Consider the following 24,715-nt stretch of genomic DNA (forward strand, 5'->3'; position numbering starts at 1 on the left):
TGGCACCGCACCGCCGCCCGACCACGCCACCGCTTCACGCAACGGGGAACCATGCCGACCTACCACGAGGTCCTGACCACCGATCTCTCCACGCTCACCCAGGCCGCCGAGCACTGGGACGACGTGGCTGAGGACTTGCACACGCAGGAAACCGCCTACCGCCGTGACGTGCACGGGATCTCCATGGGGCCCTCCTGGCAGGGGATGTACGCCACCGTCGCCGACGCGCATTTCGACGTCACGCTGAAGGAGTTCCAGAAGGCCCAGACCGAGGCGAAGGCCATCGCCTCACTCTTCCGGGACGCGCACACCCAGTTCGTGGACCTGCGCAAGAAGCTGGAGTCGGCGCGGGACGACGCCATCGCCGCGGGGATGAAGGTGTCCGACCAGGGCGTGGTCTCGTACGACACCGGAAAGCTCACGCAGGGTGACCGGCAGGCGCTGGCCCACGACCCCGACTACCAGGAGAGCGTTCGTAAGGCCGTCGCCTCCTGGCAGGCCAACATCGACCATCGCGTGAAGGACGTGGACGACGCCGACAAGGGCGTCGAGATCGCCTTCCAGGCAGTCGTGGTCGACTCCGACACCGGTGACGGGACGTTCAACGGCTTCAACGGCAAGGCACAGGGCGACATCGAGAAGTACGAGGCGGACGAAGCCGGGGACATCGCGAAGCGCGTCGACGCCGGCAAGGCGTCGGCAGCCGACTACCAGGAGCTGCAGCGCCTCTTCCACGACAACTCCGGAGACAAGGCGTTCAGCCAGACCCTGCTCGACGGACTGGGCGCCAAGGGCACGCTGCAGCTCTCCAACAGCCTCGACAGCCTCGCCCACTACGACGACAAGCAGCACAGCGGCCAGTACCTGGACATCCAGAAGGGCCTCGCCATGACGCTGGCGACGGCGACGAAGGACCCGCACTCGGACTTCTACCAGAGCTTCCGCGCGGACCTGCGCAAGGCCGGCACCGAGGAGTTCAAGGTCGACGGCCTCAGCCCGATCCCGGACGAGAAGGTCCGCGGCTACCAGAGCCTCGTCACGCTGATGCAGCAGGGCCACGGCTACAGCGGACAGTTCCTGAAGGACACCGCGGACGACATCCGGCACGCCGAGGAGTCGTACACCCCCAAGGACGGCAACCCGACCGAGTCGATCTGGGGCCTGCGGGACAAGTTCAGCGGTGAGGACCGGGGATGGTTCGCCAACGACCCGCTCGACGGCGTGCTCGGCATCATGTCCCACGACCCCAAGGTCAGCACCGAGTACCTGGACCCGGCCCACAACGACAACCTCCAGTACCTGCTCCACGAGCGGAACTGGGACACCGTCGTGGACCACTACGCGACCCCGCCCGGTGGTACCACGGTCGGCATACCCGTCCTGGCGGAGGACGGCGACGTCCGCAAGGGCTTCGGCGCGGCCCTGGAGGCCGCCACCACCGGGGAGACGCCGGGCGGCTACCACGCCGTGGGCCCGCACACCGAGCCGCAGGCCCGCATCCTGCAGCACACCATCGACACCCTGAACTCGTCGGACCAGGCGCAGAAACTGCCCAAGAACCTGACTGTCCCGCTGGCGCACATCCTGACGTCGTACACGCCCGACACCCACGAGATCAACGCGCAGGCGGATTACCGCTACGAGAATGCTCTGGGTACGGCGGGGTCGGTCTGGAGCGACAAGGACGGGGCGCACATCACCGTCGCACGTGATTACCTCACCAAGGTCATGCGGGGTGTCGCGGATGATCCCGAGGCCTTCGGGCACCTCTACGGGGCCGAGCAACGCCATGCGCACGACATACTCGAGCGGCTGCCGCAGGACGCCGGGCAGACCGAGATCGGCAACCGCATCAGCGACTGCTCCCGGGCGATAGGTGCCTACGACGGGGTACGCGCCGACATCATCTTCGACGAGCGCTTCGACAAGACCCAGTGGGCCGCCGACTTCAACCACGGCATCAGTAGCTCGCTCAGCACGGCCCTGATGTTCAATCCGGTGTCCGACCTCAGCCCTGTCGGGGACCTCGCCACGAGGACCGTCGACCTGTGGACGTACGAGTCCAACAAGGAGCACACCGCCGAGGCGAACCTCAAGGCCACGGACGACAACGTGAAGCTCTACGCGGCCGGACAGCACGACGTGGAGAACATGGTCAGGTCATGGGGGCACAGCCGCGGCCATGACATCAACAGCGAGTGGACGAAGCATTGGGTCCATACCGGCCAGGGCGACTACGACTACGGCCGTGACCGGGCGCTCGACGTCCTCCGAAGCGACCGGTGACGCCGGGCGGGCCACCGCCCACGACAGGAAGAGCGCGATGAAGTTCTGTGCGAGCCGACGACGGCGCGTGGCCGGCTGGTCCGCGGCCGGCCTCCTGCTGACACTGGCGATCGTGGCCCAGGTGCTCTATAGCACGGGCTTCTACGCCTCCTGGCGGGACCAGCGCTCCCTGGACTCGGCTTGCGACGGCACTCTGGCCCAGGGAGGACTCGGCGACGCCCTGAGCTCCTCGCACGTGCGGGCCAGGGCCGACCACGACTCGGACTACCCGATCGCCTGCCTGGTCAACAGGCCCGATACCGGCCGACGCGGTGGTGCGCTGCAGATCAGGCTCCGCTGGAGCGATCGGTCGGCCCCGTCCGAGGCCTCCGCGCGGTTCAGCAGGAACGCCGAGGGGATTAAGGGGCAGGCAGCGCCGCTCGGCAACGGCTGGCCGGGCGTCGTCCGGTACGACGGGAACGTACAGGTGGTGGTCGCGCTCGACTGCCGGAACGACGAGAACAGGGCGCTGCTGGCGTACGGCGACCTGATCGAGTGGCCGCGGGACGCGAAGGAGAGCGGTACCGTCCTCACCGGTCTGGGTCGGGTGACCACCGAAACGGCGCTCAAGGCGTCGGCGAAGTTCGGGTGCCGGGCGAAGGGAGGCAGGCAGCTCACCCGGGTCTCGCTTCCCTTCACGGGCCGGAAGGCGGCCCCCCGGCCCCTGGCACAGGCCCAGGGCTCCTGCGTCGCCCTGCGGGGACTCGCCGACCGGGCGTCCGCCGCCGGTACGCCCGGGTTCGTCGCATACCCCACGGACGCGAACGCGCCGCAGGTCAACTGCTACCTCTTCACCGGGGACGGAAAGCCCGGCTACGGGCTTTACGCGTACTACGGCGCTACGGCCAAGGACTTCGAGTCGGCCGGGTTCGGCCAGCCGAGCGACGACCGCGTCCTGGCGACCGCGGCGTGCCCCCGCTCCACCCACGAGGCGGTCTTCGCGCTCTACCGCCTCTACGACCCGGACACCGACAGCTACCCGGTCGCGCACTACTCGGCCTCGTTCGCGCGGGCCGCGCTGAAGGCCTTCGCCGAGCGCGAGGCGGAACAGCGCGGCTGCGGCGACGTACGGATCATGGACCGGCCGTGACCGTCACCCCGGTTTGACCTACGTCACTCCCGGGGTATTCTCTCCGGCTCGATTGGCGGACCCCCTGCCCCGTATGGCAGACTGTCGGAGTTGCTCGGTCGAGTGTTGATGCTGCGCGCCTCCCGCCGGGAGGACCGGAAGCGAGTCCCACAGTACTCGTCGTCCTAACTGCCCTCGGGCAGCACTGGGGCGGACGTACGGGAATCTTCCGGGAAGCGTGAGCGCGGCACCGGCCAGGCGCCCGGTGGGCCTGAGGTCCCCGGCCCGCGGTTCCGGAAGGGCCGTGTGCATTCCCGCAGGGATGTTCGAACAAGGGACATCCATGTCAGCGGGAGCGCGACACGCCCGACCGCGTGGGTCGGAGAAACGAAGGCAGCAGAAGGAATCCACCGCGGTGCCAGAGCGTGAGAGAAGACAGGACTACTGAGTAGCCATGGCGGGACAGAAGATCCGCATCCGGCTCAAGGCCTACGACCACGAGGTCATCGACTCCTCGGCGAAGAAGATCGTCGAGACGGTGACCCGCACTGGTGCGTCGGTCGCGGGCCCGGTGCCGCTGCCCACTGAGAAGAACGTGTACTGCGTCATCAAGTCGCCGCACAAGTACAAGGACTCGCGCGAGCACTTCGAGATGCGCACGCACAAGCGCCTGATCGACATCCTCGACCCGACCCCCAAGACCGTTGACTCTCTGATGCGACTCGACCTTCCGGCCGGTGTCGACATCGAGATCAAGCTCTGAGGCTGGTGGGCTGAGAATGGCTAAGCAGATCAAGGGCATCCTGGGCGAGAAGCTCGGCATGACGCAGGTGTGGGACGAGAACAACCGTGTTGTTCCGGTCACCGTCGTCAAGGCCGGCCCCAACGTCGTCACCCAGGTTCGTACGAATGACGTCGACGGCTACGAGTCCGTTCAGATCGCCTTCGGCGAGATCGACCCGCGCAAGGTGAACAAGCCCCTCAAGGGCCACTTCGCCAAGGCCGACGTCACCCCGCGTCGTCACCTCGTCGAGATCCGCACGTCGGACGCCTCCGAGTACACGCTCGGCCAGGAGATCACCGCTGCGGTGTTCGAGGCCGGTACCAAGGTCGACGTCACCGGCAAGAGCAAGGGCAAGGGCTTCGCCGGTGTCATGAAGCGCCACAACTTCGGTGGCCTCGGCGCCGGTCACGGCACCCAGCGCAAGCACCGCTCCCCCGGCTCCATCGGTGGCTGCGCCACCCCGGGCCGTGTGTTCAAGGGCCTCCGCATGGCGGGTCGCATGGGCAACGAGCGGGTCACCACCCAGAACCTGACCGTCCACGCCGTTGACGCGGAGAAGGGTCTGCTGCTCATCAAGGGCGCGGTTCCCGGTCCGAACGGCGGCCTCGTCCTGGTCCGCACCGCGGCCAAGGGGGCCTGAGGTAACCGATGAGCACTGTTGACATCCTTTCGCCGGCTGGCGAGAAGGCCGGTTCCGTCGAGCTCCCCGCGGAGATCTTCGACGCCAAGGTCAGCGTTCCGCTGATCCACCAGGTCGTCGTCGCGCAGCTGGCCGCTGCCCGCCAGGGCACGCACAAGACCAAGACCCGTGGCGAAGTCCGTGGTGGTGGCAAGAAGCCGTACCGCCAGAAGGGCACCGGTCGCGCCCGTCAGGGTTCGACCCGCGCGCCGCAGTTCGCCGGTGGTGGCGTCGTGCACGGTCCCGTGCCGCGTGACTACTCGCAGCGGACCCCGAAGAAGATGAAGGCCGCCGCCCTGCGCGGTGCCCTCACCGACCGGGCGCGTCACAACCGCATCCACGTCGTCTCCGGCGTGGTCGAGGGCGAGACCCCCAGCACCAAGGCCGCCAAGTCGCTGTTCGGCAAGATCTCGGAGCGCAAGAACCTGCTCCTGGTCGTCGACCGCGCCGACGAGGCCGCGTGGCTGTCCGCCCGCAACCTGCCCCAGGTCCACATCCTGGAGCCGGGCCAGCTGAACACGTACGACGTTCTCGTCTCGGACGACGTGGTCTTCACCCAGGCCGCTTTCGAGTCCTTCGTCGCCGGCCCGAAGGCCAACGACATTGAAGGGAGCGAGGTCTGATGGCCATCCGTCACCCCGCTATCGCCTCGAAGGCCGCCAAGGCCGCCAAGGCCGCGCGCGTCGCCAAGGCGCGTCGCCACGCCACCGAGGGCAAGAACACCGTCGAGACCCCGCTGAGCAAGTCGTACACGGACCCCCGTGACGTCCTGCTGAAGCCGGTCGTCTCCGAGAAGAGCTACGCGCTGCTCGACGAGAACAAGTACACGTTCGTCGTCGACCCGCGGGCCAACAAGACCCAGATCAAGGAGGCCGTCCAGGCGGTCTTCGACGTCAAGGTCACCGGGGTCAACACGATCAACCGCCAGGGCAAGCGCAAGCGGACCCGCACCGGCTTCGGCCAGCGCGCGGCGACCAAGCGCGCGATCGTGACCCTCGCCGAGGGCGACCGTATCGACATCTTCGGCGGTCCGACCGCGTAAGCGGGTCGGATCGTCCGATATCGGACGAGGACTGAGAAATGGGAATCCGCAAGTACAAGCCGACTACGCCGGGCCGTCGTGGCGCCAGCGTTGCCGACTTCGTCGAGGTCACGCGGTCCACGCCGGAGAAGTCGCTGGTCCGTCCCCTGCACAGCAAGGGCGGCCGTAACAACGCCGGTCGTGTGACCGTTCGCCACCAGGGTGGCGGACACAAGCGCGCCTACCGTGTGATCGACTTCCGTCGTCACGACAAGGACGGCGTGCCGGCGAAGGTCGCGCACATCGAGTACGACCCCAACCGCACCGCGCGCATCGCGCTGCTGCACTACGCCGACGGCGAGAAGCGCTACATCCTCGCCCCGCGCAACCTGCAGCAGGGCGACACCGTGGAGAACGGTCCCGGGGCCGACATCAAGCCGGGCAACAACCTGGCCCTCCGCAACATCCCGGTCGGTACCACGATCCACGCGATCGAGCTCCGTCCCGGTGGCGGTGCCAAGTTCGCCCGCTCCGCCGGTGCCTCCGTGCAGCTGCTCGCGAAGGAGGGCGCCTACGCCCACCTGCGCATGCCGTCCGGTGAGATCCGCCTGGTCGACGTCCGCTGCCGCGCCACCGTCGGCGAGGTCGGCAACGCCGAGCAGAGCAACATCAACTGGGGCAAGGCGGGCCGCAAGCGGTGGCTGGGCGTTCGCCCGACCGTCCGTGGTGTGGTCATGAACCCGGTTGACCACCCGCACGGTGGTGGTGAGGGCCGGACCTCCGGTGGTCGCCACCCTGTGTCCCCGTGGGGCAAGAAGGAAGGCCGTACTCGTTCGCCCAAGAAGGCGTCGAACAAGTACATCGTCCGCCGCCGCAAGACGAACAAGAAGCGCTAAGGACGGGTTGAGATGCCTCGTAGCTTGAAGAAGGGACCCTTCGTCGACGACCACCTGATCAAGAAGGTGGACGCCCAGAACGAAGCGGGCTCTAAGAACGTCATCAAGACCTGGTCCCGTCGCTCGATGATCGTCCCGGCCATGCTCGGTCACACGATCGCGGTGCACAACGGCAAGACCCACATCCCGGTGTTCGTCACCGAGTCGATGGTCGGCCACAAGCTCGGCGAGTTCTCGCCGACGCGCACCTTCCGGGGCCACGTCAAGGAAGACCGGAAGTCGAAGCGCCGCTAGTAGCGGATCGCATTCAGACACGTAAGTAACTGAAGGGACAACCATGGAAGCCAGGGCCCAGGCGCGGTACATCCGCGTCACGCCCATGAAGGCCCGCCGCGTGGTGGACCTCATCCGTGGCATGGACGCCACGGAGGCCCAGGCCGTCCTGCGATTCGCTCCGCAGGCCGCCTCGGTGCCGGTGGGCAAGGTGCTGGACAGCGCCATCGCCAACGCCGCGCACAACTACGACCACACCGATGTCGACAGCCTCTTCGTTTCCGAGGCCTACGTCGACGAGGGCCCGACCCTGAAGCGGTTCCGCCCGCGTGCCCAGGGCCGTGCCTACCGGATCCGCAAGCGGACCAGCCACATCACCGTGGTCGTCAGCAGCAAGGAAGGAACCCGGTAATGGGCCAGAAGGTAAACCCGCACGGGTTCCGGCTCGGTGTCACGACCGACTTCAAGTCGCGTTGGTACGCCGACAAGCTGTACAAGGACTACGTCAAGGAAGACGTCGCCATCCGTCGGATGATGACGTCCGGCATGGAGCGCGCCGGCATCTCCAAGGTGGAGATCGAGCGCACCCGTGACCGTGTGCGTGTGGACATCCACACCGCTCGTCCGGGCATCGTCATCGGCCGCCGTGGCGCCGAGGCCGACCGCATCCGCGGTGACCTCGAGAAGCTCACGGGCAAGCAGGTCCAGCTGAACATCCTCGAGGTCAAGAACCCCGAGACCGACGCTCAGCTGGTTGCGCAGGCCGTCGCCGAGCAGCTCTCCTCCCGCGTCTCCTTCCGCCGCGCCATGCGTAAGAGCATGCAGTCGGCGATGAAGGCCGGCGCCAAGGGCATCAAGATCCAGTGCGGTGGCCGCCTCGGTGGCGCCGAGATGTCCCGCTCGGAGTTCTACCGCGAGGGCCGCGTGCCCCTGCACACGCTCCGCGCGAACGTGGACTACGGCTTCTTCGAGGCCAAGACGACCTTCGGCCGCATCGGCGTGAAGGTCTGGATCTACAAGGGCGACGTCAAGAACATCGCCGAGGTCCGCGCCGAGAACGCTGCGGCCCGTGCGGGTAACCGCCCGGCCCGTGGTGGCGCCGACCGCCCGGCCCGTGGTGGCCGCGGTGGAGAGCGTGGCGGGCGCGGTCGCAAGCCGCAGCAGGCTGCCGGCGCCGAGGCCCCCAAGGCCGAGGCCCCCGCGGCTGCCGCTCCGGCTGAGAGCACCGGAACGGAGGCCTGACCGAAATGCTGATCCCCCGTAGGGTCAAGCACCGCAAGCAGCACCACCCGAAGCGCAACGGTATGTCCAAGGGTGGGACGCAGGTTGCGTTCGGCGAGTACGGCATCCAGGCGCTGACCCCGGCCTACGTCACGAACCGCCAGATCGAGGCGGCGCGTATCGCGATGACCCGTCACATCAAGCGTGGCGGCAAGGTCTGGATCAACATCTACCCGGACCGTCCCCTCACCAAGAAGCCGGCCGAGACCCGCATGGGTTCCGGTAAGGGTTCTCCGGAGTGGTGGATCGCGAACGTCAAGCCCGGACGTGTGATGTTCGAGCTGTCGTACCCCAACGAGAAGATCGCCCGTGAGGCGCTGACTCGTGCGGCCCACAAGCTGCCGATGAAGTGCCGGATCGTCAAGCGCGAGGCAGGTGAAGCGTGATGTCGGCCGGTACCAAGGCGTCCGAGCTGCGCGAGCTGGGCAACGAGGAGCTTCTGGCGAAGCTCCGCGAGGCCAAGGAAGAGCTGTTCAACCTCCGCTTCCAGGCGGCGACGGGTCAGCTCGAGAACCACGGTCGGCTGAAGGCCGTCCGTAAGGACATCGCGCGGATCTACACCCTGATGCGTGAGCGCGAGCTGGGCATCGAGACGGTGGAGAGCGCCTGATGAGCGAGAGCAACGTGACTGAGAACACCGAGGCACGCGGATTCCGCAAGACCCGTGAGGGTCTGGTCGTCAGCGACAAGATGGACAAGACCGTCGTCGTCGCCGTCGAGGACCGTGTCAAGCACGCGCTGTACGGCAAGGTCATCCGCCGTACGAACAAGCTCAAGGCCCACGACGAGCAGAACGCTGCGGGCGTCGGCGACCGCGTCCTCCTCATGGAGACCCGGCCGCTGTCCGCGACGAAGCGCTGGCGCGTCGTCGAGATCCTCGAGAAGGCCAAGTAATTCCTGCGGGGCAAACCCCGCAGGTCAGTTCCGCCAGGCTCCGGGGGCCGTTGAGAGACGGCCCCCGGGGAACCGGCAGACGATCAGGAGATAGACGTGATCCAGCAGGAGTCGCGACTGCGTGTCGCCGACAACACTGGTGCGAAGGAGATCCTTTGCATCCGTGTGCTCGGTGGCTCCGGTCGCCGCTACGCGGGCATCGGTGACGTCATCGTCGCCACCGTCAAGGACGCGATCCCCGGTGGCAACGTGAAGAAGGGTGACGTCGTCAAGGCGGTCATCGTTCGCACCGTCAAGGAGCGCCGCCGTCCGGACGGCTCGTACATCCGCTTCGACGAGAACGCCGCCGTCATTCTGAAGAACGACGGCGACCCTCGCGGCACCCGCATCTTCGGCCCGGTCGGCCGTGAGCTGCGCGAGAAGAAGTTCATGAAGATCATCTCGCTCGCGCCGGAGGTGCTGTAAGCATGAAGATCAAGAAGGGCGACCTGGTCCAGGTCATCACCGGCAAGGACAAGGGCAAGCAGGGCAAGGTCATTGCCGCTTACCCGCGCGAGGAGCGTGTCCTGGTCGAGGGTGTCAACCGGGTCAAGAAGCACACCAAGGCCGGTCCGACCGCCAGCGGTTCCCAGGCCGGCGGCATCGTGACCACCGAGGCCCCGATCCACGTGTCCAACGTTCAGCTGGTCGTGGAGAAGGACGGCCAGAAGGTCGTCACGCGCGTCGGTTACCGCTTCGACGAAGAGGGCAACAAGATCCGCGTTGCCAAGCGGACGGGTGAGGACATCTGATGGCTACCACCACCACTCCGCGTCTGAAGACGAAGTACCGCGAGGAGATCGCGGGCAAGCTGCGTGACGAGTTCAAGTACGAGAACGTCATGCAGGTCCCGGGCCTCGTCAAGATCGTGGTCAACATGGGTGTGGGCGACGCCGCCCGCGACTCCAAGCTGATCGAGGGCGCCATCCGCGACCTCACCACGATCACCGGTCAGAAGCCGGCCGTCACCAAGGCCCGCAAGTCCATCGCGCAGTTCAAGCTGCGTGAGGGCCAGCCGATCGGTGCCCACGTCACGCTCCGTGGCGACCGCATGTGGGAGTTCCTGGACCGCACCCTGTCGCTCGCGCTCCCGCGCATCCGCGACTTCCGCGGCCTGTCCCCCAAGCAGTTCGACGGCCGTGGCAACTACACCTTCGGTCTCACGGAGCAGGTCATGTTCCACGAGATCGACCAGGACAAGATCGACCGCGTCCGGGGTATGGACATCACCGTGGTGACCACGGCGACCAACGACGAAGAGGGCCGTGCCCTTCTCCGTCACCTCGGCTTCCCGTTCAAGGAGGCGTGAGCGAGATGGCGAAGAAGGCTCTCATCGCGAAGGCTGCTCGCAAGCCCAAGTTCGGTGTGCGTGGCTACACCCGTTGCCAGCGCTGCGGCCGCCCGCACTCCGTGTACCGCAAGTTCGGCCTCTGCCGCGTGTGCCTCCGTGAGATGGCTCACCGTGGCGAGCTGCCGGGCGTGACCAAGAGCTCCTGGTAATCCCGACTTTTAGGGATTCCTGGACCTCTCGGTAAGCAACCGGGACGGCAGGGCCCGAGACCCGCATGCCTTAGGCTTGTGGGGTTGGGCTCTGCCGCCCTGAACGACTTACTACGCCGTAGGTCCCCGCACCGCACCCGTCCCGTCTGAAGAAGTACGGGGAGAGGGATGGCGCATATAGGAAACCCCGGCGAGAAAGGCCACAGGCCAATTCATGACCATGACTGATCCGATCGCAGACATGCTGACGCGTCTGCGGAACGCGAACTCGGCGTACCACGACTCGGTGTCGATGCCGCACTCCAAGATCAAGTCGCACATCGCGGAGATCCTCCAGCAGGAGGGCTTCATCACGGGCTGGAAGGTCGAGGACGCCGAGGTCGGCAAGAACCTCGTCCTGGAGCTGAAGTTCGGCCCCAACCGTGAGCGCTCCATCGCGGGCATCAAGCGGATCTCCAAGCCCGGTCTCCGGGTGTACGCGAAGTCCACCAACCTGCCGAAGGTGCTCGGCGGCCTCGGCGTGGCGATCATCTCCACGTCCCATGGTCTGCTCACCGACAAGCAGGCGCAGAAGAAGGGCGTGGGTGGGGAAGTCCTCGCCTACGTCTGGTAACGGAAGGGAACGGAGGAAACAGCTATGTCGCGCATCGGCAAGCTCCCCATCCCGGTTCCCGCCGGCGTGGACGTCACCATCGACGGCCGTACGGTCAAGGTCAAGGGCCCCAAGGGCGAGCTGACCCACACCGTTGCCGCGCCGATCGACATCGCTAAGGGCGAGGACGGCACCCTTCAGGTGCTGCGCCCGAACGACGAGCGGCAGAGCAAGGCCCTGCACGGCCTGTCCCGCACGCTGGTGGCGAACATGATCACCGGTGTGACCCAGGGATACGTCAAGAAGCTCGAAATCAGCGGTGTCGGTTACCGAGTGACCGCCAAGGGTTCCAACCTGGAGTTCGCTCTCGGTTACAGCCACCCGATCGTGGTCGAGGCCCCCGAGGGGATCACCTTCAAGGTGGAGACCCCGACCCGTTTCTCGGTCGAGGGCATCGACAAGCAGAAGGTCGGCGAGGTTGCGGCCAACATCCGCAAGCTGCGCAAGCCTGACCCGTACAAGGCCAAGGGCGTCAAGTACGAGGGCGAAGTCATCCGCCGCAAGGTCGGAAAGGCGGGTAAGTAAGCCATGGCATACGGGCAGAAGATCCTCAAGGGCGACGCCTACAAGCGCGCCGCGATCAAGCGCCGCCACATCCGGATCCGCAAGCGGATCTCCGGTACGGCGGAGCGCCCCCGTCTGGTCGTGACCCGCTCCAACCGCCACATCGTGGCGCAGGTGATCGACGACCTGAAGGGCCACACCCTGGCGTCGGCGTCCACCCTGGACGCGTCGATCCGCGGTGCCGAGGGCGACAAGTCCGCGCAGGCCAAGCAGGTCGGCGCCCTGGTCGCCGAGCGTGCCAAGGCCGCCGGTGTCGAGGCCGTCGTGTTCGACCGTGGTGGCAACCAGTACGCCGGGCGCATCGCCGCCCTGGCGGACGCCGCCCGCGAAGCCGGGCTCAAGTTCTGAGCCGCTTGTAGCTAGCGGAAAGAGAGAGGTAATCCAATGGCTGGACCCCAGCGCCGCGGAAGCGGTGCCGGTGGCGGCGAGCGGCGGGACCGGAAGGGCCGTGACGGCGGCGCTGCTGCCGCCGAGAAGACCGCGTACGTTGAGCGCGTCGTCGCGATCAACCGCGTCGCCAAGGTTGTGAAGGGTGGTCGTCGCTTCAGCTTCACCGCGCTGGTCGTGGTGGGCGACGGTGACGGCACCGTGGGTGTCGGTTACGGCAAGGCCAAGGAGGTGCCGGCCGCCATCGCCAAGGGTGTTGAGGAGGCCAAGAAGCACTTCTTCAAGGTCCCCCGGATCCAGGGCACCATCCCCCACCCCATCCAGGGTGAGAAGGCTGCCGGCGTCGTCCTGCTCAAGCCCGCGTCCCCCGGTACCGGTGTTATCGCCGGTGGTCCGGTGCGTGCCGTGCTCGAGTGCGCCGGTATCCACGACGTGCTGTCGAAGTCGCTCGGCTCCGACAACGCGATCAACATCGTGCACGCGACCGTGGAGGCCCTGAAGGGTCTGCAGCGTCCCGAGGAGATCGCGGCCCGCCGTGGTCTGCCCCTGGAGGACGTCGCTCCCGCGGCTCTGCTGCGTGCGCGTGCCGGGGCGGGTGCGTAATCATGGCGCAGCTCAAGATCACGCAGGTCAAGTCCTACATCGGCAGCAAGCAGAACCACCGTGACACCCTGCGGTCGCTTGGTCTCAAGGGGATCAACACCGTGGTCGTCAAGGAGGACCGCCCCGAGTTCCGCGGAATGGTGCACACCGTCCGCCACCTCGTGACGGTCGAGGAGGTCGACTGATCATGGCGGAGCAGAACCCGCTGAAGATCCACAACCTCCGTCCCGCCCCGGGCGCCAAGACCGCCAAGACCCGTGTCGGTCGTGGTGAGGCGTCGAAGGGTAAGACGGCCGGTCGTGGTACCAAGGGCACCAAGGCCCGCTACCAGGTTCCGGAGCGCTTCGAGGGCGGCCAGATGCCGCTGCACATGCGCCTCCCGAAGCTGAAGGGCTTCAAGAACCCGTTCAAGACCGAGTACCAGGTCGTGAACCTCGACAAGCTGGCCGCGCTGTACCCCGAGGGTGGCGAGGTCACCGTCGAGTCGCTGGTGGCCAAGGGCGCCGTTCGCAAGAACAGCCTCGTCAAGGTCCTCGGCCAGGGCGAGATCTCCGTGGCGCTGCAGGTGACGGTCGACGCCGTCTCCGGCTCCGCCAAGGAGAAGATCACCGCCGCCGGCGGTACGGTCACCGAGCTCGTCTGAGTCCTTCAGGCGACGCGTCGATGACGTAAACGATCCCGACCGGGGATACCTCACAATGAGGTATCCCCGGTTGGTCGTTCCTAGGGGGGCAGTGTCGCCGGTAAGGTGGCCTGCACTGTTCTTTTTCGTATTCGTCGAACCTCAGACCGTCACCCTTGACGCAGTTGCGCGGGGGTCGCAGGAGGCACCGTGCTCACCGCGTTCGCCCGGGCGTTCAGGACGCCCGACCTGCGCAAGAAGCTGCTCTTCACGCTGGGCATCATCGTGGTCTACCGGGTCGGTACCCACATCCCGATCCCCGGCGTCAACTACCAGGCCGTCCAGCAGTGCGTGAAGGAGGCCGGCGCCAACCAGGGCCTGTTCGGCCTCGTGAACATGTTCAGCGGCGGTGCGCTGCTCCAGATCACGGTCTTCGCGCTCGGCATCATGCCGTACATCACCGCCAGCATCATCCTTCAGCTGCTGACCGTGGTGATCCCGCGCCTGGAAGCCCTGAAGAAGGAGGGCCAGGCCGGCACGGCGAAGATCACGCAGTACACCCGCTACCTCACCGTGGCGCTCGCCATCCTGCAGGGCACCGGCCTGGTCGCCACCGCCCGCAGCGGCGCCCTCTTCAACGGCTGCTCGGTCGCCACCAGCATCGTCCCGGACCAGGCGATCTTCACCACGATCACCATGGTCATCTGCATGACCGCCGGCACGGCCGTCGTCATGTGGCTCGGTGAGCTGGTCACCGACCGCGGTATCGGCAACGGCATGTCGATCCTGATGTTCATCTCGATCGCCGCGACCTTCCCGTCCGCGCTGTGGGCCATCAAGAAGCAGGGCACGCTGGCCGGCGGCTGGATCGAGTTCGGCACCGTCATCGCGGTGGGCCTGGTCATGGTCGCGCTCGTCGTCTTCGTCGAGCAGGCCCAGCGCCGCATCCCGGTGCAGTACGCGAAGCGCATGATCGGACGCCGTTCCTACGGCGGTACGTCCACGTACATCCCGCTCAAGGTGAACCAGGCGGGTGTGATTCCCGTCATCTTCGCCTCCTCGCTGCTCTACATCCCGGCGCTGATCGCGCAGTTCGCGGGGGGCAAGTCGGGCTGGAAGACCTGGATCGAGCAGAACCTCACCAAGGGCGACCACCCGATTTACATCACTTCGTACTTCTTGCTCATCGTTTTCTTCGCGTTCTTCTATGTGGCGATCTCCTTCAACCCCGAGGAAGTCGCCGACAACATGAAGAAGTATGGTGGCTTCATCCCGGGCATCCGGGCTGGCCGACCGACCGCTGAGTACCTCAGCTACGTGCTCAACCGGATCACCTGGCCGGGTTCGCTGTACCTGGGTCTGATCGCTCTCGTACCGACAATGGCGTTGGTGGGCTTCAACGCGAGCCAGAACTTCCCGTTCGGCGGGACCAGCATCCTCATCATCGTGGGTGTCGGCCTGGAGACGGTGAAGCAGATCGAGAGCCAGCTCCAGCAGCGCAATTACGAAGGGTTCCTCCGCTGATGCGTATCGTCCTCGTCGGGCCGCCGGGTGCCGGTAAGGGAACGCAGGCCGTCCGGCTCGCAGAGAAGCTGGCCATCCCGCACATCTCCACGGGCGACCTGTTCCGGGCCAACATCAGCCAGCAGACCGAGCTGGGCAAGCTCGCGAAGTCCTACATGGACGCCGGAAACCTCGTCCCGGACGAGGTGACCATCGCGATGGCCAAGGACCGCATGGAGCAGCCGGACGCGGAGAACGGCTTCCTGCTGGACGGCTTCCCGCGCAACGTCTCGCAGGCCCAGGCGCTGGACCAGCTGCTCCAGGACGAGCGCATCACGCTGGACGCCGTCCTGGACCTGGAGGTCCCCGAGGACGAGGTCGTCAAGCGGATCGCCGGCCGGCGCATCTGCCGGAACGACTCCTCCCACGTCTTCCACGTGTCGTACAACGCGCCGAAGCAGGAGGGCGTGTGCGACGTCTGCGGCGGCGAGCTGTACCAGCGCGACGACGACCGTGAGGAGACCGTCCGCACGCGGCTGGAGGTCTACCACACGCAGACCGAGCCGATCATCGACTACTACAAGGCGCAGGGCCTGGTCGTGACGATCTCCTCCCTGGGCCCGGTGGCCGAGATCACCGAGCGGGCGCTGGAGGCGCTCAAGCGCGAGAAGGCCGGGAAGTAGCTCCCAGGCCCTCCGGCCGCGGTGCCCTGCCGGGCGCCGCGGCCGTACTGTTGTACAGGTACACCCAGTCGACGTGAGTGACGGAGAGCGCAGGCCCCCATGGTGCAGATCAAGACCCCCGAGCAGATCGCGAAGATGCGGGCGGCGGGCCTGGTCGTAGCCGCCATCCACGCGGCGACACGTGAGGCCGCGGTGCCGGGCGCCACCACCAAGGACCTGGACGAGGTGGCCCGCAAGGTCCTCGCCGAGCACGGCGCGAAGTCGAACTTCCTGGGTTACGGCGGCTTCCCGGCCACCATCTGCACCTCCGTGAACGACGTGGTCGTGCACGGCATCCCCTCCGACGACGTCGTCCTCAAGGACGGCGACATCATCTCCATCGACTGCGGCGCGATCGTCGACGGCTGGCACGGCGACGCCGCCTACACGGCCTTCGTCGGTTCCGGTCACTCCCCGGAGCTGGTCGAGCTGTCCCGGGTGACGGAGGAGTCGATGTGGGCCGGCATCGCGGCCATGAAGCCGGGCAACCGCCTGGTCGACATCTCCCGGGCGATCGAGACGTACATCCGCCGCCAGCCCAAGCCGGGCGGCGGCCGGTACGGGATCATCGAGGACTACGGCGGCCACGGCATCGGCACCGAGATGCACATGGACCCGCACCTGCTGAACTACGTCGACCGCCGCCGCGGCAAGGGCCCCAAGCTGGTCCCCGGTTTCTGCCTCGCGATCGAGCCGATGGTCTCCCTGGGCACCCCGAAGACCGAGGTCCTCTCCGACGACTGGACGGTCATCACGACCGACGGCACCTGGTCCTCCCACTGGGAGCACTCGGTCGCCCTCACCCCGGAGGGCCCCCTGGTCCTGACGGCTCCGGACGGCGGCAAGGCGAAGCTGGCCGAGTACGGGATCACGGCTGCGCCGGACCCTCTCGCTTAGGGATCACCCGCGTGGGGCAGACTTTCTCGATTCGCCTTTCCGGGTGCGCCGACGTAGACTGACTCGTCGGCTCTTGTGCACCCGCATGCCTGCATGCTCACGAACGGTGCACGGCAGAGTCGATCAAGGTAGTCGATTCGAAGGGCGAAGCGTGGCCAAGAAGCAAGGTGCCATCGAGATCGAGGGCACTGTCGTCGAGTCTCTGCCGAACGCCATGTTCAAGGTCGAGCTCCAGAACGGCCACCAGGTCCTGGCACACATCAGCGGCAAGATGCGTATGCACTACATCCGCATCCTCCCTGACGACCGGGTCGTGGTGGAGCTGTCTCCGTACGACCTGACGCGTGGCCGGATCGTCTACCGGTACAAGTAGATCTTGCCCGCGCCCCGGGCCCGCCCGGTGCGATGGCACTGACCCGGAGAACCTCACCCCATGAAGGTCAAGCCGAGCGTCAAGAAGATCTGCGACAAGTGCAGGGTGATCCGCCGTCACGGCCGGGTCATGGTCATCTGCGAGAACCCGCGCCACAAGCAGCGCCAGGGCTGACGCACGACCATCACCCTCTGCACCTCTATCGCAGAGTTTCGCGCGACGCGAGCTGAATATGTTCATACGCAGAGCCCGAGCCATCCAGCTCGACACCCCCGGTTCGGAGGCCGGGGACCCGGTTCGTACCTAGTACGGCGGCCGGGAGCCGGTTCTGCGGAAGACCTCCGAAGATTCACCAGGAGCCATTGAATGGCACGCGTTTCCGGTGTTGACATCCCGCGCGAAAAGCGCGTGGAGGTCGCCCTCACCTACGTGTTCGGCATCGGCCGGACCCTTTCCAAGGAGACGCTGGCTGCGACCGGCGTCGACCCGAACACCCGCGTCCGCGACCTGACCGAAGAGCAGCTCGTCGCGATCCGCGAGTACGTCGACAACAACATCAAGACCGAGGGTGACCTCCGTCGCGAGATCCAGGCCGACATCCGCCGCAAGGTCGAGATCGGCTGCTACCAGGGTCTCCGTCACCGTCGCGGTCTGCCCGTCCGCGGTCAGCGCACCAGCACCAACGCCCGCACCCGCAAGGGCCCGCGTCGCGCCATCGCCGGCAAGAAGAAGCCGGGCAAGAAGTAGTCCGCAGCGGACACCCTGTCCACGGTCTTCGCTGTAGGACCGACCACCTCCATAGGAGTTAGTAGATGCCCCCCAAGGGTCGTCAGGGCGCTGCCAAGAAGGTGCGCCGCAAGGAAAAGAAGAACGTCGCTCACGGCCACGCGCACATCAAGAGCACGTTCAACAACACGATCGTCTCGATCACGGACCCGTCCGGCAACGTGATCTCCTGGGCCTCCGCCGGCCACGTCGGCTTCAAGGGCTCCCGGAAGTCCACGCCGTTCGCCGCGCAGATGGCCGCCGAGTCGGCCGCCCGCCGCGCCCAGGAGCACGGCATGCGCAAGGTCGACGTGTTCGTCAAGGGCCCGGGCTCCGGTCGTGAGACCGCGATCCGCTCCCTGCAGGCCACGGGTCTCGAGGTCGGCTCCATCCAGGACGTCACCCCGACCCCGCACAACGGCTGCCGCCCGCCGAAGCGTCGTCGCGTCTGACGCTTCTGAAGGTCGCTGGTCGCGGGCGGTACGGCTCTTTCGGGCCGTACCGCCCGTACCCTTGCAGTACCCGCGCTTTTCTCGGGCGCGGTTTCCGTCGGACGTCAAATAGCGGGCGTCCACGAAAGAAGGATCTGATCCACACATGCTGATCGCTCAGCGTCCCTCGTTGACCGAAGAGGTCGTCGACGAGTTCCGCTCCCGGTTCGTGATCGAGCCGCTGGAGCCGGGCTTCGGCTACACCCTCGGCAACTCCCTCCGCCGTACCCTCCTCTCCTCGATCCCCGGCGCTGCTGTCACCAGCATCCGGATCGACGGCGTGCTGCACGAGTTCACCACCGTGCCGGGCGTCAAGGAGGACGTCACCGACCTGATCCTCAACATCAAGCAGCTGGTCGTCTCCTCGGAGCACGACGAGCCGGTCGTGATGTACCTGCGCAAGCAGGGCCCGGGTCTGGTCACCGCCGCCGACATCGCGCCCCCGGCCGGTGTCGAGGTGCACAACCCCGACCTCGTCCTCGCCACGCTCAACGGCAAGGGCAAGCTGGAGATGGAGCTGACCGTCGAGCGCGGTCGCGGTTACGTCTCCGCCGTGCAGAACAAGCAGGTGGGCCAGGAGATCGGCCGTATCCCGGTCGACTCGATCTACTCGCCGGTTCTGAAGGTCACGTACAAGGTCGAGGCCACGCGTGTCGAGCAGCGCACCGACTTCGACAAGCTGATCGTGGACGTCGAGACCAAGCAGGCGATGCGTCCCCGTGACGCCATGGCCTCCGCCGGTAAGACGCTGGTCGAGCTGTTCGGTCTCGCCCGCGAGCTGAACATCGACGCCGAGGGCATCGACATGGGCCCGTCCCCGACGGACGCCGCCCTGGCCGCCGACCTCGCGCTGCCGATCGAGGAGCTGGAACTCACCGTCCGCTCCTACAACTGCCTCAAGCGTGAGGGCATCCACTCCGTGGGTGAGCTGGTCGCGCGCTCCGAGGCCGACCTCCTGGACATCCGCAACTTCGGTGCGAAGTCCATCGACGAGGTCAAGGCGAAGCTGGCCGGCATGGGCCTGGCCCTCAAGGACAGCCCGCCCGGATTCGACCCGACCGCCGCCGCCGACGCCTTCGGCGCCGACGACGACGCGGACGCGGGCTTCGTGGAGACCGAGCAGTACTGAGTCTCTGCTTCCGGGGTCCGCGTCGGCGGACCCCGGATCTCTGACAGGCAACCGCCTGCTCAGATACTGACCCCGGTACCTGGTACGGCCGGGGCAGACACCTAGGAGAAGAACCATGCCGAAGCCCACCAAGGGTGCCCGTCTGGGCGGCAGTGCCGCGCACGAGAAGCTGCTCCTCGCGAACCTGGCGAAGAGCCTCTTCGAGCACGGCCGTATCACCACCACCGAGGCGAAGGCCCGCCGCCTGCGCCCGTACGCCGAGCGTCTGATCACCAAGGCGAAGAAGGGCGACCTTCACAACCGCCGTCAGGTGCTCCAGGTCATCACGGACAAGAGCGTCGTCCACACGCTCTTCACCGAGATCGGCCCGCGCTACGAGAACCGTCCGGGTGGCTACACCCGCATCACCAAGATCGGTAACCGCCGTGGCGACAACGCGCCCATGGCCGTCATCGAGCTGGTCGAGGCGCTGACGGTGCAGCAGAACGCCGTGGGTGAGGCCGAGGCCGCCACCAAGCGTGCGGTCAAGGAGGCCGACGAGGCCGCAGCGGCCAAGGCCGAGGAGACCCAGGTCGAGGAGACCGAGGCTCCGGCCGAGGAGTCGAAGGACGCCTGAGGCTCTGCCTGACGTCTGAGAGCGGGCCCGTTCCTTTCGAGGAGCGGGTCCGTTCTTGTGTTGCTGAGAGGATCTGTACGTGAGTGATGAAGCTGCCCCCGGTTACGTCCGTGTCCGCCTCGATCTGTCCTACGACGGCACCGACTTCTCCGGGTGGGCCAAGCAGGCCGGCGGCCGGCGCACCGTGCAGGGGGAGATCGAGGACGCGCTGCGGACCGTCACCCGCTCCCGGGAGACGTACGAGCTGACCGTCGCCGGCCGCACCGACGCCGGGGTGCACGCGCGCGGGCAGGTGGCGCACGTGGACCTGCCCGAGGACGTCTGGCGCGAGCACCACGAGAAGCTGCTGAAGCGGCTCGCCGGGCGGCTGCCGAAGGATGTGCGCGTGTGGGCGCTGCGGCCTGCGCCGAGCGGCTTCAACGCCCGCTTCTCGGCGATCTGGCGCCGGTACGCGTACCGGGTGACGGACAACCCCGGCGGGGTCGATCCGCTGCTGCGCAACCACGTGCTGTGGCACGACTGGCCGCTCGACGTCGACGCCATGAACGAGGCCGCCCGGGGGCTGCTGGGCGAGCACGACTTCGCGGCGTACTGCAAGAGGCGGGAAGGGGCGACGACCATCCGCACGCTCCAGGAGCTGAGCCTGGTCCGCGGTGACGACGGGATCATCACCGCGACCGTGCGGGCCGACGCGTTCTGCCACAACATGGTGCGCTCGCTGATCGGCGCGCTGCTGTTCGTGGGCGACGGGCACCGCGGGCCGGAGTGGCCCGCAAAGGTGCTGGCCGCGGGCGTGCGGGACTCCGCCGTGCATGTCGTACGGCCGCACGGGCTGACCCTGGAGGAGGTCGGCTACCCGGCCGACGAGCTGCTCGCGGCGCGGAGCAAGGAGGCGCGGAACAAGCGCTCGCTTCCCCGCGCCTCCGGCTGCGAGAGCTGTTAGCTACTGGTTGGCCGCGGCCGAGGCCTGGACCTGGCCGCGGCGGTGGATCTGGTTCGCGGTGAACTGGGCCAGGCCGTTGCCGGTGCGGAAGACCTTGGTGTCCTTGGTCGTGACGTTCTTGCCGCTGGTGAAGCCGGAGATCGTGAAGTAGGCGTAGCGGCCGTAGGAGTTCCGCGTCGAGCGGCAGGTCGCGCCGTCGCAGAACGGCTTGACGCCCTTGCCGAACAGCGAGCGGACGATGCTGTGGTCGTCGGTCTGGGCCTTGGCCTTCGCGGCCTGGTCCGCGGTGTCGAAGACGGCGACACCGACGGTGGCCGAGATGCCCCCGTTGGTGTAGGTGACCCGCATCAGGCGGGTGCAGCCGTTGGCGGTGAGGATCTTGGGCAGGGTGCCGCCGGCGACGGCGGCGCAGCTCTTGGTGTCGTCCGTCAGGCCCTTCTTGTACACCGCTCCGTCCATGGTCAGCTGCGTGCCCGGGAACAGGGTGTCGGGGCTGAGCGGCGCGGTGTCCTTCTTGGCGCTGGAGATGAAGTCCTTCGGGTCCAGCGGCGGCGGGGCGCTGGTGGGCGCGAAGGACGGCGTCGCGGTGTCGGAGCCGGGTATGGAGGCGCTGGCGGGCAGATTGCTGGGGCCGGCCTCCGGATCGCCTCCGTTCGCGGAGACGACGGCCATGGCGACCGCCGTGCCTATCGCGATCGTGGCGAGCGCGCCGCCGGCTATGAACAGCAGCTTGCGGCGCTTGTTCCGCGTCTCCGAGGCCTCGGCGAGCGCGGCCCAGTCCGGAGTCCCGTCGTCGGCTGCGCTGTTCCACGGCTGCTGGGATTGCGGTTTCCAGGGATCCCACTGAGACTGGGGTCCCCCCTGCCCGTTACTCATGGGGCGCATCTTAGACGGGGGGCCGGTGGTGCGGGGTCCGTCTGGCGGCCTGCCTCGTTTTGACCCGGTCGGGGGCCGCCCGGTAACCTACTTCTTCGTTGTGTATTGGCTTGCTCATTCTCACGGGACGGGCCCTTACACCGGTCCACCGGGCCGATGACCAGCGACCCCACGCACGCGGTTTGCGTCGCCGCCGTGGGTCAAGGCTGTCGTGATCGTTTCGGTGACCTTGTTTAGGACCATTCACTCGAAGCGAAGGCTACGAACCGTGCGTACGTACAGCCCCAAGCCCGGCGATGTGACGCGCCAGTGGCACGTCATCGACGCTCAGGACGTTGTCCTGGGCCGTCTCGCCACCACTGCTGCGACCCTCCTGCGGGGCAAGCACAAGCCGATCTACGCGCCGCACGTCGACGCTGGTGACTTCGTCATCATCATCAACGCCGACAAGGTGCACCTGTCCGGCAACAAGCGGACCCAGAAGATGGCGTACCGCCACTCCGGCTACCCGGGTGGTCTGCGCTCCGTCCGCTACGACGAGCTGCTCGACAAGAACCCCGAGAAGGCCATCGAGAAGGCCGTCAAGGGCATGCTCCCCAAGAACACGCTGGGCCGTCAGATGCTCTCGAAGCTGAAGGTCTACAAGGGTGACCAGCACCCGCACGCTGCCCAGCAGCCGGTGCCGTTCGAGATCACCCAGGTCGCGCAGTAAGTCCGGCCACCCCCTAAGACTGAAGAGAATCTGAGGAGAATCGTGGCCGAGACCACTGCCGAGCAGCCGCTCGAAGAGCTTGACATCGACAGCTACACCACCGAGTCCGAGGTTCCGGTGGAGGGTGAGTACACCTCCGAGTCCCTCGCCTCGCGCTTCGGTGAGCCCCAGCCGGCCGCCGGCCTGGGCCGCCGGAAGAACGCCATCGCCCGCGTCCGGATCGTTCCGGGCACCGGCAAGTGGAAGATCAACGGTCGCACCCTTGAGGACTACTTCCCCAACAAGGTGCACCAGCAGGAAGTCAACGAGCCGTTCAAGGTCCTGGAGCTTGAGGGTCGTTACGACGTCATCGCCCGCATCGCGGGTGGCGGTGTCTCCGGTCAGGCCGGTGCCCTCCGTCTCGGTGTGGCCCGTGCGCTGAACGAGGCCGACGTCGACAACAACCGCGGCCCGCTGAAGAAGGCCGGCTTCCTCAAGCGCGACGACCGTGCGGTCGAGCGCAAGAAGGCCGGTCTGAAGAAGGCCCGCAAGGCCCCGCAGTACAGCAAGCGCTAACCAGCAGCTGCCTGCTCGTACTCCGAACGCCCCGGCGGCACGCCACGTGTGCCGCCGGGGCGTTCGTTTATCCCAGCCAAGGGCGTATAACGACACAAGACGCTCAAAGGCTTGTGTGATCGGATCGCATGGCGTCTGCCATCATTCCCGGCAGCAAGGACGCTTCCTCAGGAGGACAAGTGGGACGACTCTTCGGCACGGACGGCGTGCGCGGTGTCGCCAACGCGGATCTGACGGCCGAGATGGCGCTCGGCCTCTCCGTCGCCGCGGCGCACGTGCTGGCCGAGGCGGGCACCTTCGAGGGCCACAAGCCGAAAGCGGTGGTCGGGCGGGACCCGCGGGCGTCCGGGGAGTTCCTGGAGGCGGCGGTGGTCGCCGGACTGGCGAGCGCGGGCGTGGACGTCCTGTGCGTCGGTGTGCTGCCGACGCCGGCGGTGGCGCACCTGACCGGCGCGCTCGGCGCCGACCTCGGTGTGATGCTCTCCGCCAGCCACAACGCCATGCCGGACAACGGCATCAAGTTCTTCGCCCGCGGCGGCCACAAGCTCGCCGACGAGCTGGAGGACAGGATCGAGGCGGTCTACGACGCGCACCGGCACGGCGAGCCGTGGCAGCGGCCGACGGGCGCCGGGGTCGGGCGTGTACGGCCGTACGACGAGGGCTCCGAGAGTTACGTCGCCCACCTCCTGTCGGTGCTGCCCAACCGGCTCGACGGGCTGAAGATCGTCCTGGACGAAGCGCACGGCGCGGCCTCGGGGGTCTCGCCGGAGGCGTTCGCCCGGGCCGGCGCCGAGGTCGTCACGATCGGCGCCGAGCCGGACGGCCTCAACATCAACGACGGCTGCGGCTCGACCCACCTGGACAAGCTGAAGGCCGCGGTCGTGGAGCACGGCGCGGACCTCGGCATCGCGCACGACGGCGACGCCGACCGCTGCCTGGCCGTGGACCACACCGGTGAGGAGGTCGACGGCGACCAGATCCTCTCCGTGCTCGCGCTGGCGATGCGGGAGCGTTCCGCACTGCGCTCCGACACCGTCGTCGCGACCGTGATGTCCAACCTCGGCTTCAAGCTGGCCATGGAGCGCGCGGGCATCCGGCTCGTGCAGACGGCCGTGGGCGACCGGTATGTGCTGGAGGAGATGAAGGAGCACGGCTACGCCCTCGGCGGCGAGCAGTCCGGACACGTCATCATCCTCGACCACGCGACCACGGGTGACGGCACGCTGACCGGCCTGCTGCTGGCGGCGCGGGTCGCGGAGACCGGCCGTACGCTGCGGGAGCTGGCCTCCGTGATGGAGCGGCTGCCGCAGGTGCTGATCAATGTGCCCGACGTGGACAAGTCGCGGGTGAAGACCTCCGCCGATCTCGCTGCCGCGGTGGCCGAGGCGGAGAAGGAGCTGGGGGCCACGGGGCGGGTGCTGCTGCGGCCTTCCGGGACCGAGCCGCTGGTCCGGGTCATGGTCGAGGCCGCGGACATCGAGCAGGCCCGGTCCGTTGCCGGCCGGCTCGCCGACGCGGTGAAGTCGGCGCTGGGATAGTTCCGG

Annotated in this window: 37 protein-coding genes; 36 read left to right on the top strand and 1 reads right to left on the bottom strand. The window is 67.3% G+C overall.

The window, feature by feature from the left end:
• The first annotated feature begins 51 nt into the window (after positions 1–51).
• From ACZ4U1_RS22190 to truA, 33 genes are all read left to right on the top strand, one after another.
• The gene (locus tag ACZ4U1_RS22190) at positions 52–2,286 is read left to right on the top strand and encodes a hypothetical protein (protein ID WP_467905390.1); all 2,235 of its coding nucleotides are present in this window, start codon (positions 52–54) and stop codon (positions 2,284–2,286) included.
• Positions 2,249–3,415 carry a hypothetical protein gene (locus ACZ4U1_RS22195; RefSeq protein ID WP_467905391.1) on the top strand — a complete coding sequence of 389 codons (1,167 nt, stop codon included), beginning with the start codon at positions 2,249–2,251 and terminating at the stop codon, positions 3,413–3,415. The genes ACZ4U1_RS22190 and ACZ4U1_RS22195 overlap by 38 nt, the downstream gene beginning before the upstream one ends.
• 433 nt (positions 3,416–3,848) lie before the next feature.
• A complete protein-coding gene (rpsJ, locus tag ACZ4U1_RS22200) occupies positions 3,849–4,157 on the top strand; it encodes a 30S ribosomal protein S10 (protein WP_003948644.1) in 309 nt (102 codons plus the stop codon).
• Between the two features lie 16 nt (positions 4,158–4,173).
• Entirely contained in the window at positions 4,174–4,818 is a 645-nt protein-coding gene (gene rplC / locus ACZ4U1_RS22205) for a 50S ribosomal protein L3 (RefSeq protein ID WP_467905392.1), read from the top strand.
• Positions 4,819–4,826: 8 nt separating this feature from the next.
• On the top strand, positions 4,827–5,480 hold the full coding sequence (rplD, locus tag ACZ4U1_RS22210) for a 50S ribosomal protein L4 (protein ID WP_467905393.1): 654 nt from the start codon (positions 4,827–4,829) through the stop codon (positions 5,478–5,480).
• On the top strand, positions 5,480–5,899 hold the full coding sequence (gene rplW, locus ACZ4U1_RS22215; RefSeq protein ID WP_208876145.1) for a 50S ribosomal protein L23: 420 nt from the start codon (positions 5,480–5,482) through the stop codon (positions 5,897–5,899). The genes rplD and rplW overlap by 1 nt, the downstream gene beginning before the upstream one ends.
• 38 nt (positions 5,900–5,937) lie before the next feature.
• The gene (gene rplB / locus ACZ4U1_RS22220) at positions 5,938–6,774 is read left to right on the top strand and encodes a 50S ribosomal protein L2 (protein WP_030601203.1); all 837 of its coding nucleotides are present in this window, start codon (positions 5,938–5,940) and stop codon (positions 6,772–6,774) included.
• Between the two features lie 12 nt (positions 6,775–6,786).
• Positions 6,787–7,068 carry a 30S ribosomal protein S19 gene (rpsS, locus tag ACZ4U1_RS22225; protein WP_095748093.1) on the top strand — a complete coding sequence of 94 codons (282 nt, stop codon included), beginning with the start codon at positions 6,787–6,789 and terminating at the stop codon, positions 7,066–7,068.
• Between the two features lie 43 nt (positions 7,069–7,111).
• Positions 7,112–7,459: a 50S ribosomal protein L22 gene (gene rplV, locus ACZ4U1_RS22230; protein ID WP_030778516.1), complete on the top strand. Its 348-nt coding sequence runs from the start codon at positions 7,112–7,114 to the stop codon at positions 7,457–7,459.
• Positions 7,459–8,289: a 30S ribosomal protein S3 gene (gene rpsC / locus ACZ4U1_RS22235; RefSeq protein WP_030317320.1), complete on the top strand. Its 831-nt coding sequence runs from the start codon at positions 7,459–7,461 to the stop codon at positions 8,287–8,289. The genes rplV and rpsC overlap by 1 nt, the downstream gene beginning before the upstream one ends.
• 5 nt (positions 8,290–8,294) lie before the next feature.
• On the top strand, positions 8,295–8,714 hold the full coding sequence (gene rplP / locus ACZ4U1_RS22240) for a 50S ribosomal protein L16 (RefSeq protein WP_009190136.1): 420 nt from the start codon (positions 8,295–8,297) through the stop codon (positions 8,712–8,714).
• The gene (rpmC, locus tag ACZ4U1_RS22245) at positions 8,714–8,938 is read left to right on the top strand and encodes a 50S ribosomal protein L29 (RefSeq protein ID WP_003974259.1); all 225 of its coding nucleotides are present in this window, start codon (positions 8,714–8,716) and stop codon (positions 8,936–8,938) included. The genes rplP and rpmC overlap by 1 nt, the downstream gene beginning before the upstream one ends.
• Complete coding sequence (rpsQ, locus tag ACZ4U1_RS22250; RefSeq protein ID WP_014674375.1) at positions 8,938–9,222, top strand: 30S ribosomal protein S17; 285 nt, start codon at positions 8,938–8,940, stop codon at positions 9,220–9,222. Before rpmC ends, rpsQ begins: the two co-directional genes overlap by 1 nt.
• Positions 9,223–9,318: 96 nt before the next feature.
• On the top strand, positions 9,319–9,687 hold the full coding sequence (rplN, locus tag ACZ4U1_RS22255) for a 50S ribosomal protein L14 (RefSeq protein WP_003998823.1): 369 nt from the start codon (positions 9,319–9,321) through the stop codon (positions 9,685–9,687).
• Between the two features lie 2 nt (positions 9,688–9,689).
• Positions 9,690–10,013 (top strand): 50S ribosomal protein L24, encoded by a 324-nt coding sequence (gene rplX / locus ACZ4U1_RS22260; RefSeq protein WP_014674376.1) that lies wholly within the window; start codon positions 9,690–9,692, stop codon positions 10,011–10,013.
• On the top strand, positions 10,013–10,570 hold the full coding sequence (gene rplE, locus ACZ4U1_RS22265) for a 50S ribosomal protein L5 (RefSeq protein ID WP_014674377.1): 558 nt from the start codon (positions 10,013–10,015) through the stop codon (positions 10,568–10,570). Before rplX ends, rplE begins: the two co-directional genes overlap by 1 nt.
• A 5-nt stretch (positions 10,571–10,575) precedes the next feature.
• On the top strand, positions 10,576–10,761 hold the full coding sequence (locus ACZ4U1_RS22270; RefSeq protein WP_003948630.1) for a type Z 30S ribosomal protein S14: 186 nt from the start codon (positions 10,576–10,578) through the stop codon (positions 10,759–10,761).
• 214 nt (positions 10,762–10,975) lie between these two features.
• Positions 10,976–11,374 (top strand): 30S ribosomal protein S8, encoded by a 399-nt coding sequence (gene rpsH, locus ACZ4U1_RS22275; protein WP_043503329.1) that lies wholly within the window; start codon positions 10,976–10,978, stop codon positions 11,372–11,374.
• A gap of 24 nt (positions 11,375–11,398) precedes the next feature.
• Positions 11,399–11,938, top strand: a complete 540-nt coding sequence (gene rplF, locus ACZ4U1_RS22280; protein ID WP_043503332.1) for a 50S ribosomal protein L6 — start codon at positions 11,399–11,401, stop codon at positions 11,936–11,938.
• Positions 11,939–11,941: 3 nt separating this feature from the next.
• Complete coding sequence (gene rplR, locus ACZ4U1_RS22285) at positions 11,942–12,325, top strand: 50S ribosomal protein L18 (RefSeq protein ID WP_189994126.1); 384 nt, start codon at positions 11,942–11,944, stop codon at positions 12,323–12,325.
• A gap of 36 nt (positions 12,326–12,361) precedes the next feature.
• On the top strand, positions 12,362–12,967 hold the full coding sequence (gene rpsE / locus ACZ4U1_RS22290) for a 30S ribosomal protein S5 (RefSeq protein ID WP_019753099.1): 606 nt from the start codon (positions 12,362–12,364) through the stop codon (positions 12,965–12,967).
• 2 nt (positions 12,968–12,969) lie between these two features.
• Entirely contained in the window at positions 12,970–13,152 is a 183-nt protein-coding gene (gene rpmD, locus ACZ4U1_RS22295) for a 50S ribosomal protein L30 (RefSeq protein WP_003998814.1), read from the top strand.
• A 2-nt stretch (positions 13,153–13,154) separates the two neighbouring features.
• The gene (gene rplO, locus ACZ4U1_RS22300; RefSeq protein ID WP_095748086.1) at positions 13,155–13,610 is read left to right on the top strand and encodes a 50S ribosomal protein L15; all 456 of its coding nucleotides are present in this window, start codon (positions 13,155–13,157) and stop codon (positions 13,608–13,610) included.
• A gap of 189 nt (positions 13,611–13,799) precedes the next feature.
• Positions 13,800–15,113 carry a preprotein translocase subunit SecY gene (gene secY / locus ACZ4U1_RS22305; protein ID WP_467905395.1) on the top strand — a complete coding sequence of 438 codons (1,314 nt, stop codon included), beginning with the start codon at positions 13,800–13,802 and terminating at the stop codon, positions 15,111–15,113.
• On the top strand, positions 15,113–15,775 hold the full coding sequence (locus tag ACZ4U1_RS22310; protein WP_392817840.1) for an adenylate kinase: 663 nt from the start codon (positions 15,113–15,115) through the stop codon (positions 15,773–15,775). The genes secY and ACZ4U1_RS22310 overlap by 1 nt, the downstream gene beginning before the upstream one ends.
• 99 nt (positions 15,776–15,874) lie before the next feature.
• Entirely contained in the window at positions 15,875–16,711 is an 837-nt protein-coding gene (gene map / locus ACZ4U1_RS22315) for a type I methionyl aminopeptidase (RefSeq protein ID WP_467905396.1), read from the top strand.
• Between the two features lie 151 nt (positions 16,712–16,862).
• Complete coding sequence (gene infA / locus ACZ4U1_RS22320; protein WP_003948620.1) at positions 16,863–17,084, top strand: translation initiation factor IF-1; 222 nt, start codon at positions 16,863–16,865, stop codon at positions 17,082–17,084.
• A 60-nt stretch (positions 17,085–17,144) separates the two neighbouring features.
• Complete coding sequence (gene rpmJ / locus ACZ4U1_RS22325; protein WP_003998809.1) at positions 17,145–17,258, top strand: 50S ribosomal protein L36; 114 nt, start codon at positions 17,145–17,147, stop codon at positions 17,256–17,258.
• A 192-nt stretch (positions 17,259–17,450) separates the two neighbouring features.
• A complete protein-coding gene (rpsM, locus tag ACZ4U1_RS22330) occupies positions 17,451–17,831 on the top strand; it encodes a 30S ribosomal protein S13 (protein ID WP_023547369.1) in 381 nt (126 codons plus the stop codon).
• A gap of 65 nt (positions 17,832–17,896) precedes the next feature.
• Positions 17,897–18,301 (top strand): 30S ribosomal protein S11, encoded by a 405-nt coding sequence (gene rpsK, locus ACZ4U1_RS22335; RefSeq protein WP_003956432.1) that lies wholly within the window; start codon positions 17,897–17,899, stop codon positions 18,299–18,301.
• 145 nt (positions 18,302–18,446) lie between these two features.
• Entirely contained in the window at positions 18,447–19,469 is a 1,023-nt protein-coding gene (locus ACZ4U1_RS22340; RefSeq protein WP_003966937.1) for a DNA-directed RNA polymerase subunit alpha, read from the top strand.
• A 115-nt stretch (positions 19,470–19,584) separates the two neighbouring features.
• Positions 19,585–20,085 (top strand): 50S ribosomal protein L17, encoded by a 501-nt coding sequence (gene rplQ, locus ACZ4U1_RS22345; protein ID WP_467905397.1) that lies wholly within the window; start codon positions 19,585–19,587, stop codon positions 20,083–20,085.
• Positions 20,086–20,164: 79 nt separating this feature from the next.
• On the top strand, positions 20,165–21,028 hold the full coding sequence (truA, locus tag ACZ4U1_RS22350) for a tRNA pseudouridine(38-40) synthase TruA (protein WP_467905399.1): 864 nt from the start codon (positions 20,165–20,167) through the stop codon (positions 21,026–21,028).
• Here truA and ACZ4U1_RS22355 read toward each other — a convergent pair whose 3' ends face one another.
• Positions 21,029–21,904, bottom strand: a complete 876-nt coding sequence (locus tag ACZ4U1_RS22355) for a hypothetical protein (protein ID WP_467905400.1) — start codon at positions 21,902–21,904, stop codon at positions 21,029–21,031.
• 268 nt (positions 21,905–22,172) lie between these two features.
• Between ACZ4U1_RS22355 and rplM the strand changes: the two genes are divergently transcribed.
• From rplM to glmM, 3 genes are all read left to right on the top strand, one after another.
• Entirely contained in the window at positions 22,173–22,616 is a 444-nt protein-coding gene (rplM, locus tag ACZ4U1_RS22360) for a 50S ribosomal protein L13 (protein ID WP_030345455.1), read from the top strand.
• 42 nt (positions 22,617–22,658) lie between these two features.
• Positions 22,659–23,171 carry a 30S ribosomal protein S9 gene (rpsI, locus tag ACZ4U1_RS22365; protein WP_103812805.1) on the top strand — a complete coding sequence of 171 codons (513 nt, stop codon included), beginning with the start codon at positions 22,659–22,661 and terminating at the stop codon, positions 23,169–23,171.
• A 179-nt stretch (positions 23,172–23,350) separates the two neighbouring features.
• The gene (gene glmM / locus ACZ4U1_RS22370) at positions 23,351–24,709 is read left to right on the top strand and encodes a phosphoglucosamine mutase (protein ID WP_467905403.1); all 1,359 of its coding nucleotides are present in this window, start codon (positions 23,351–23,353) and stop codon (positions 24,707–24,709) included.
• The last annotated feature ends 6 nt before the right edge of the window (positions 24,710–24,715 follow it).

The sequence above is a fragment of the Streptomyces sp. NPDC028928 genome, assembly GCF_055564915.1.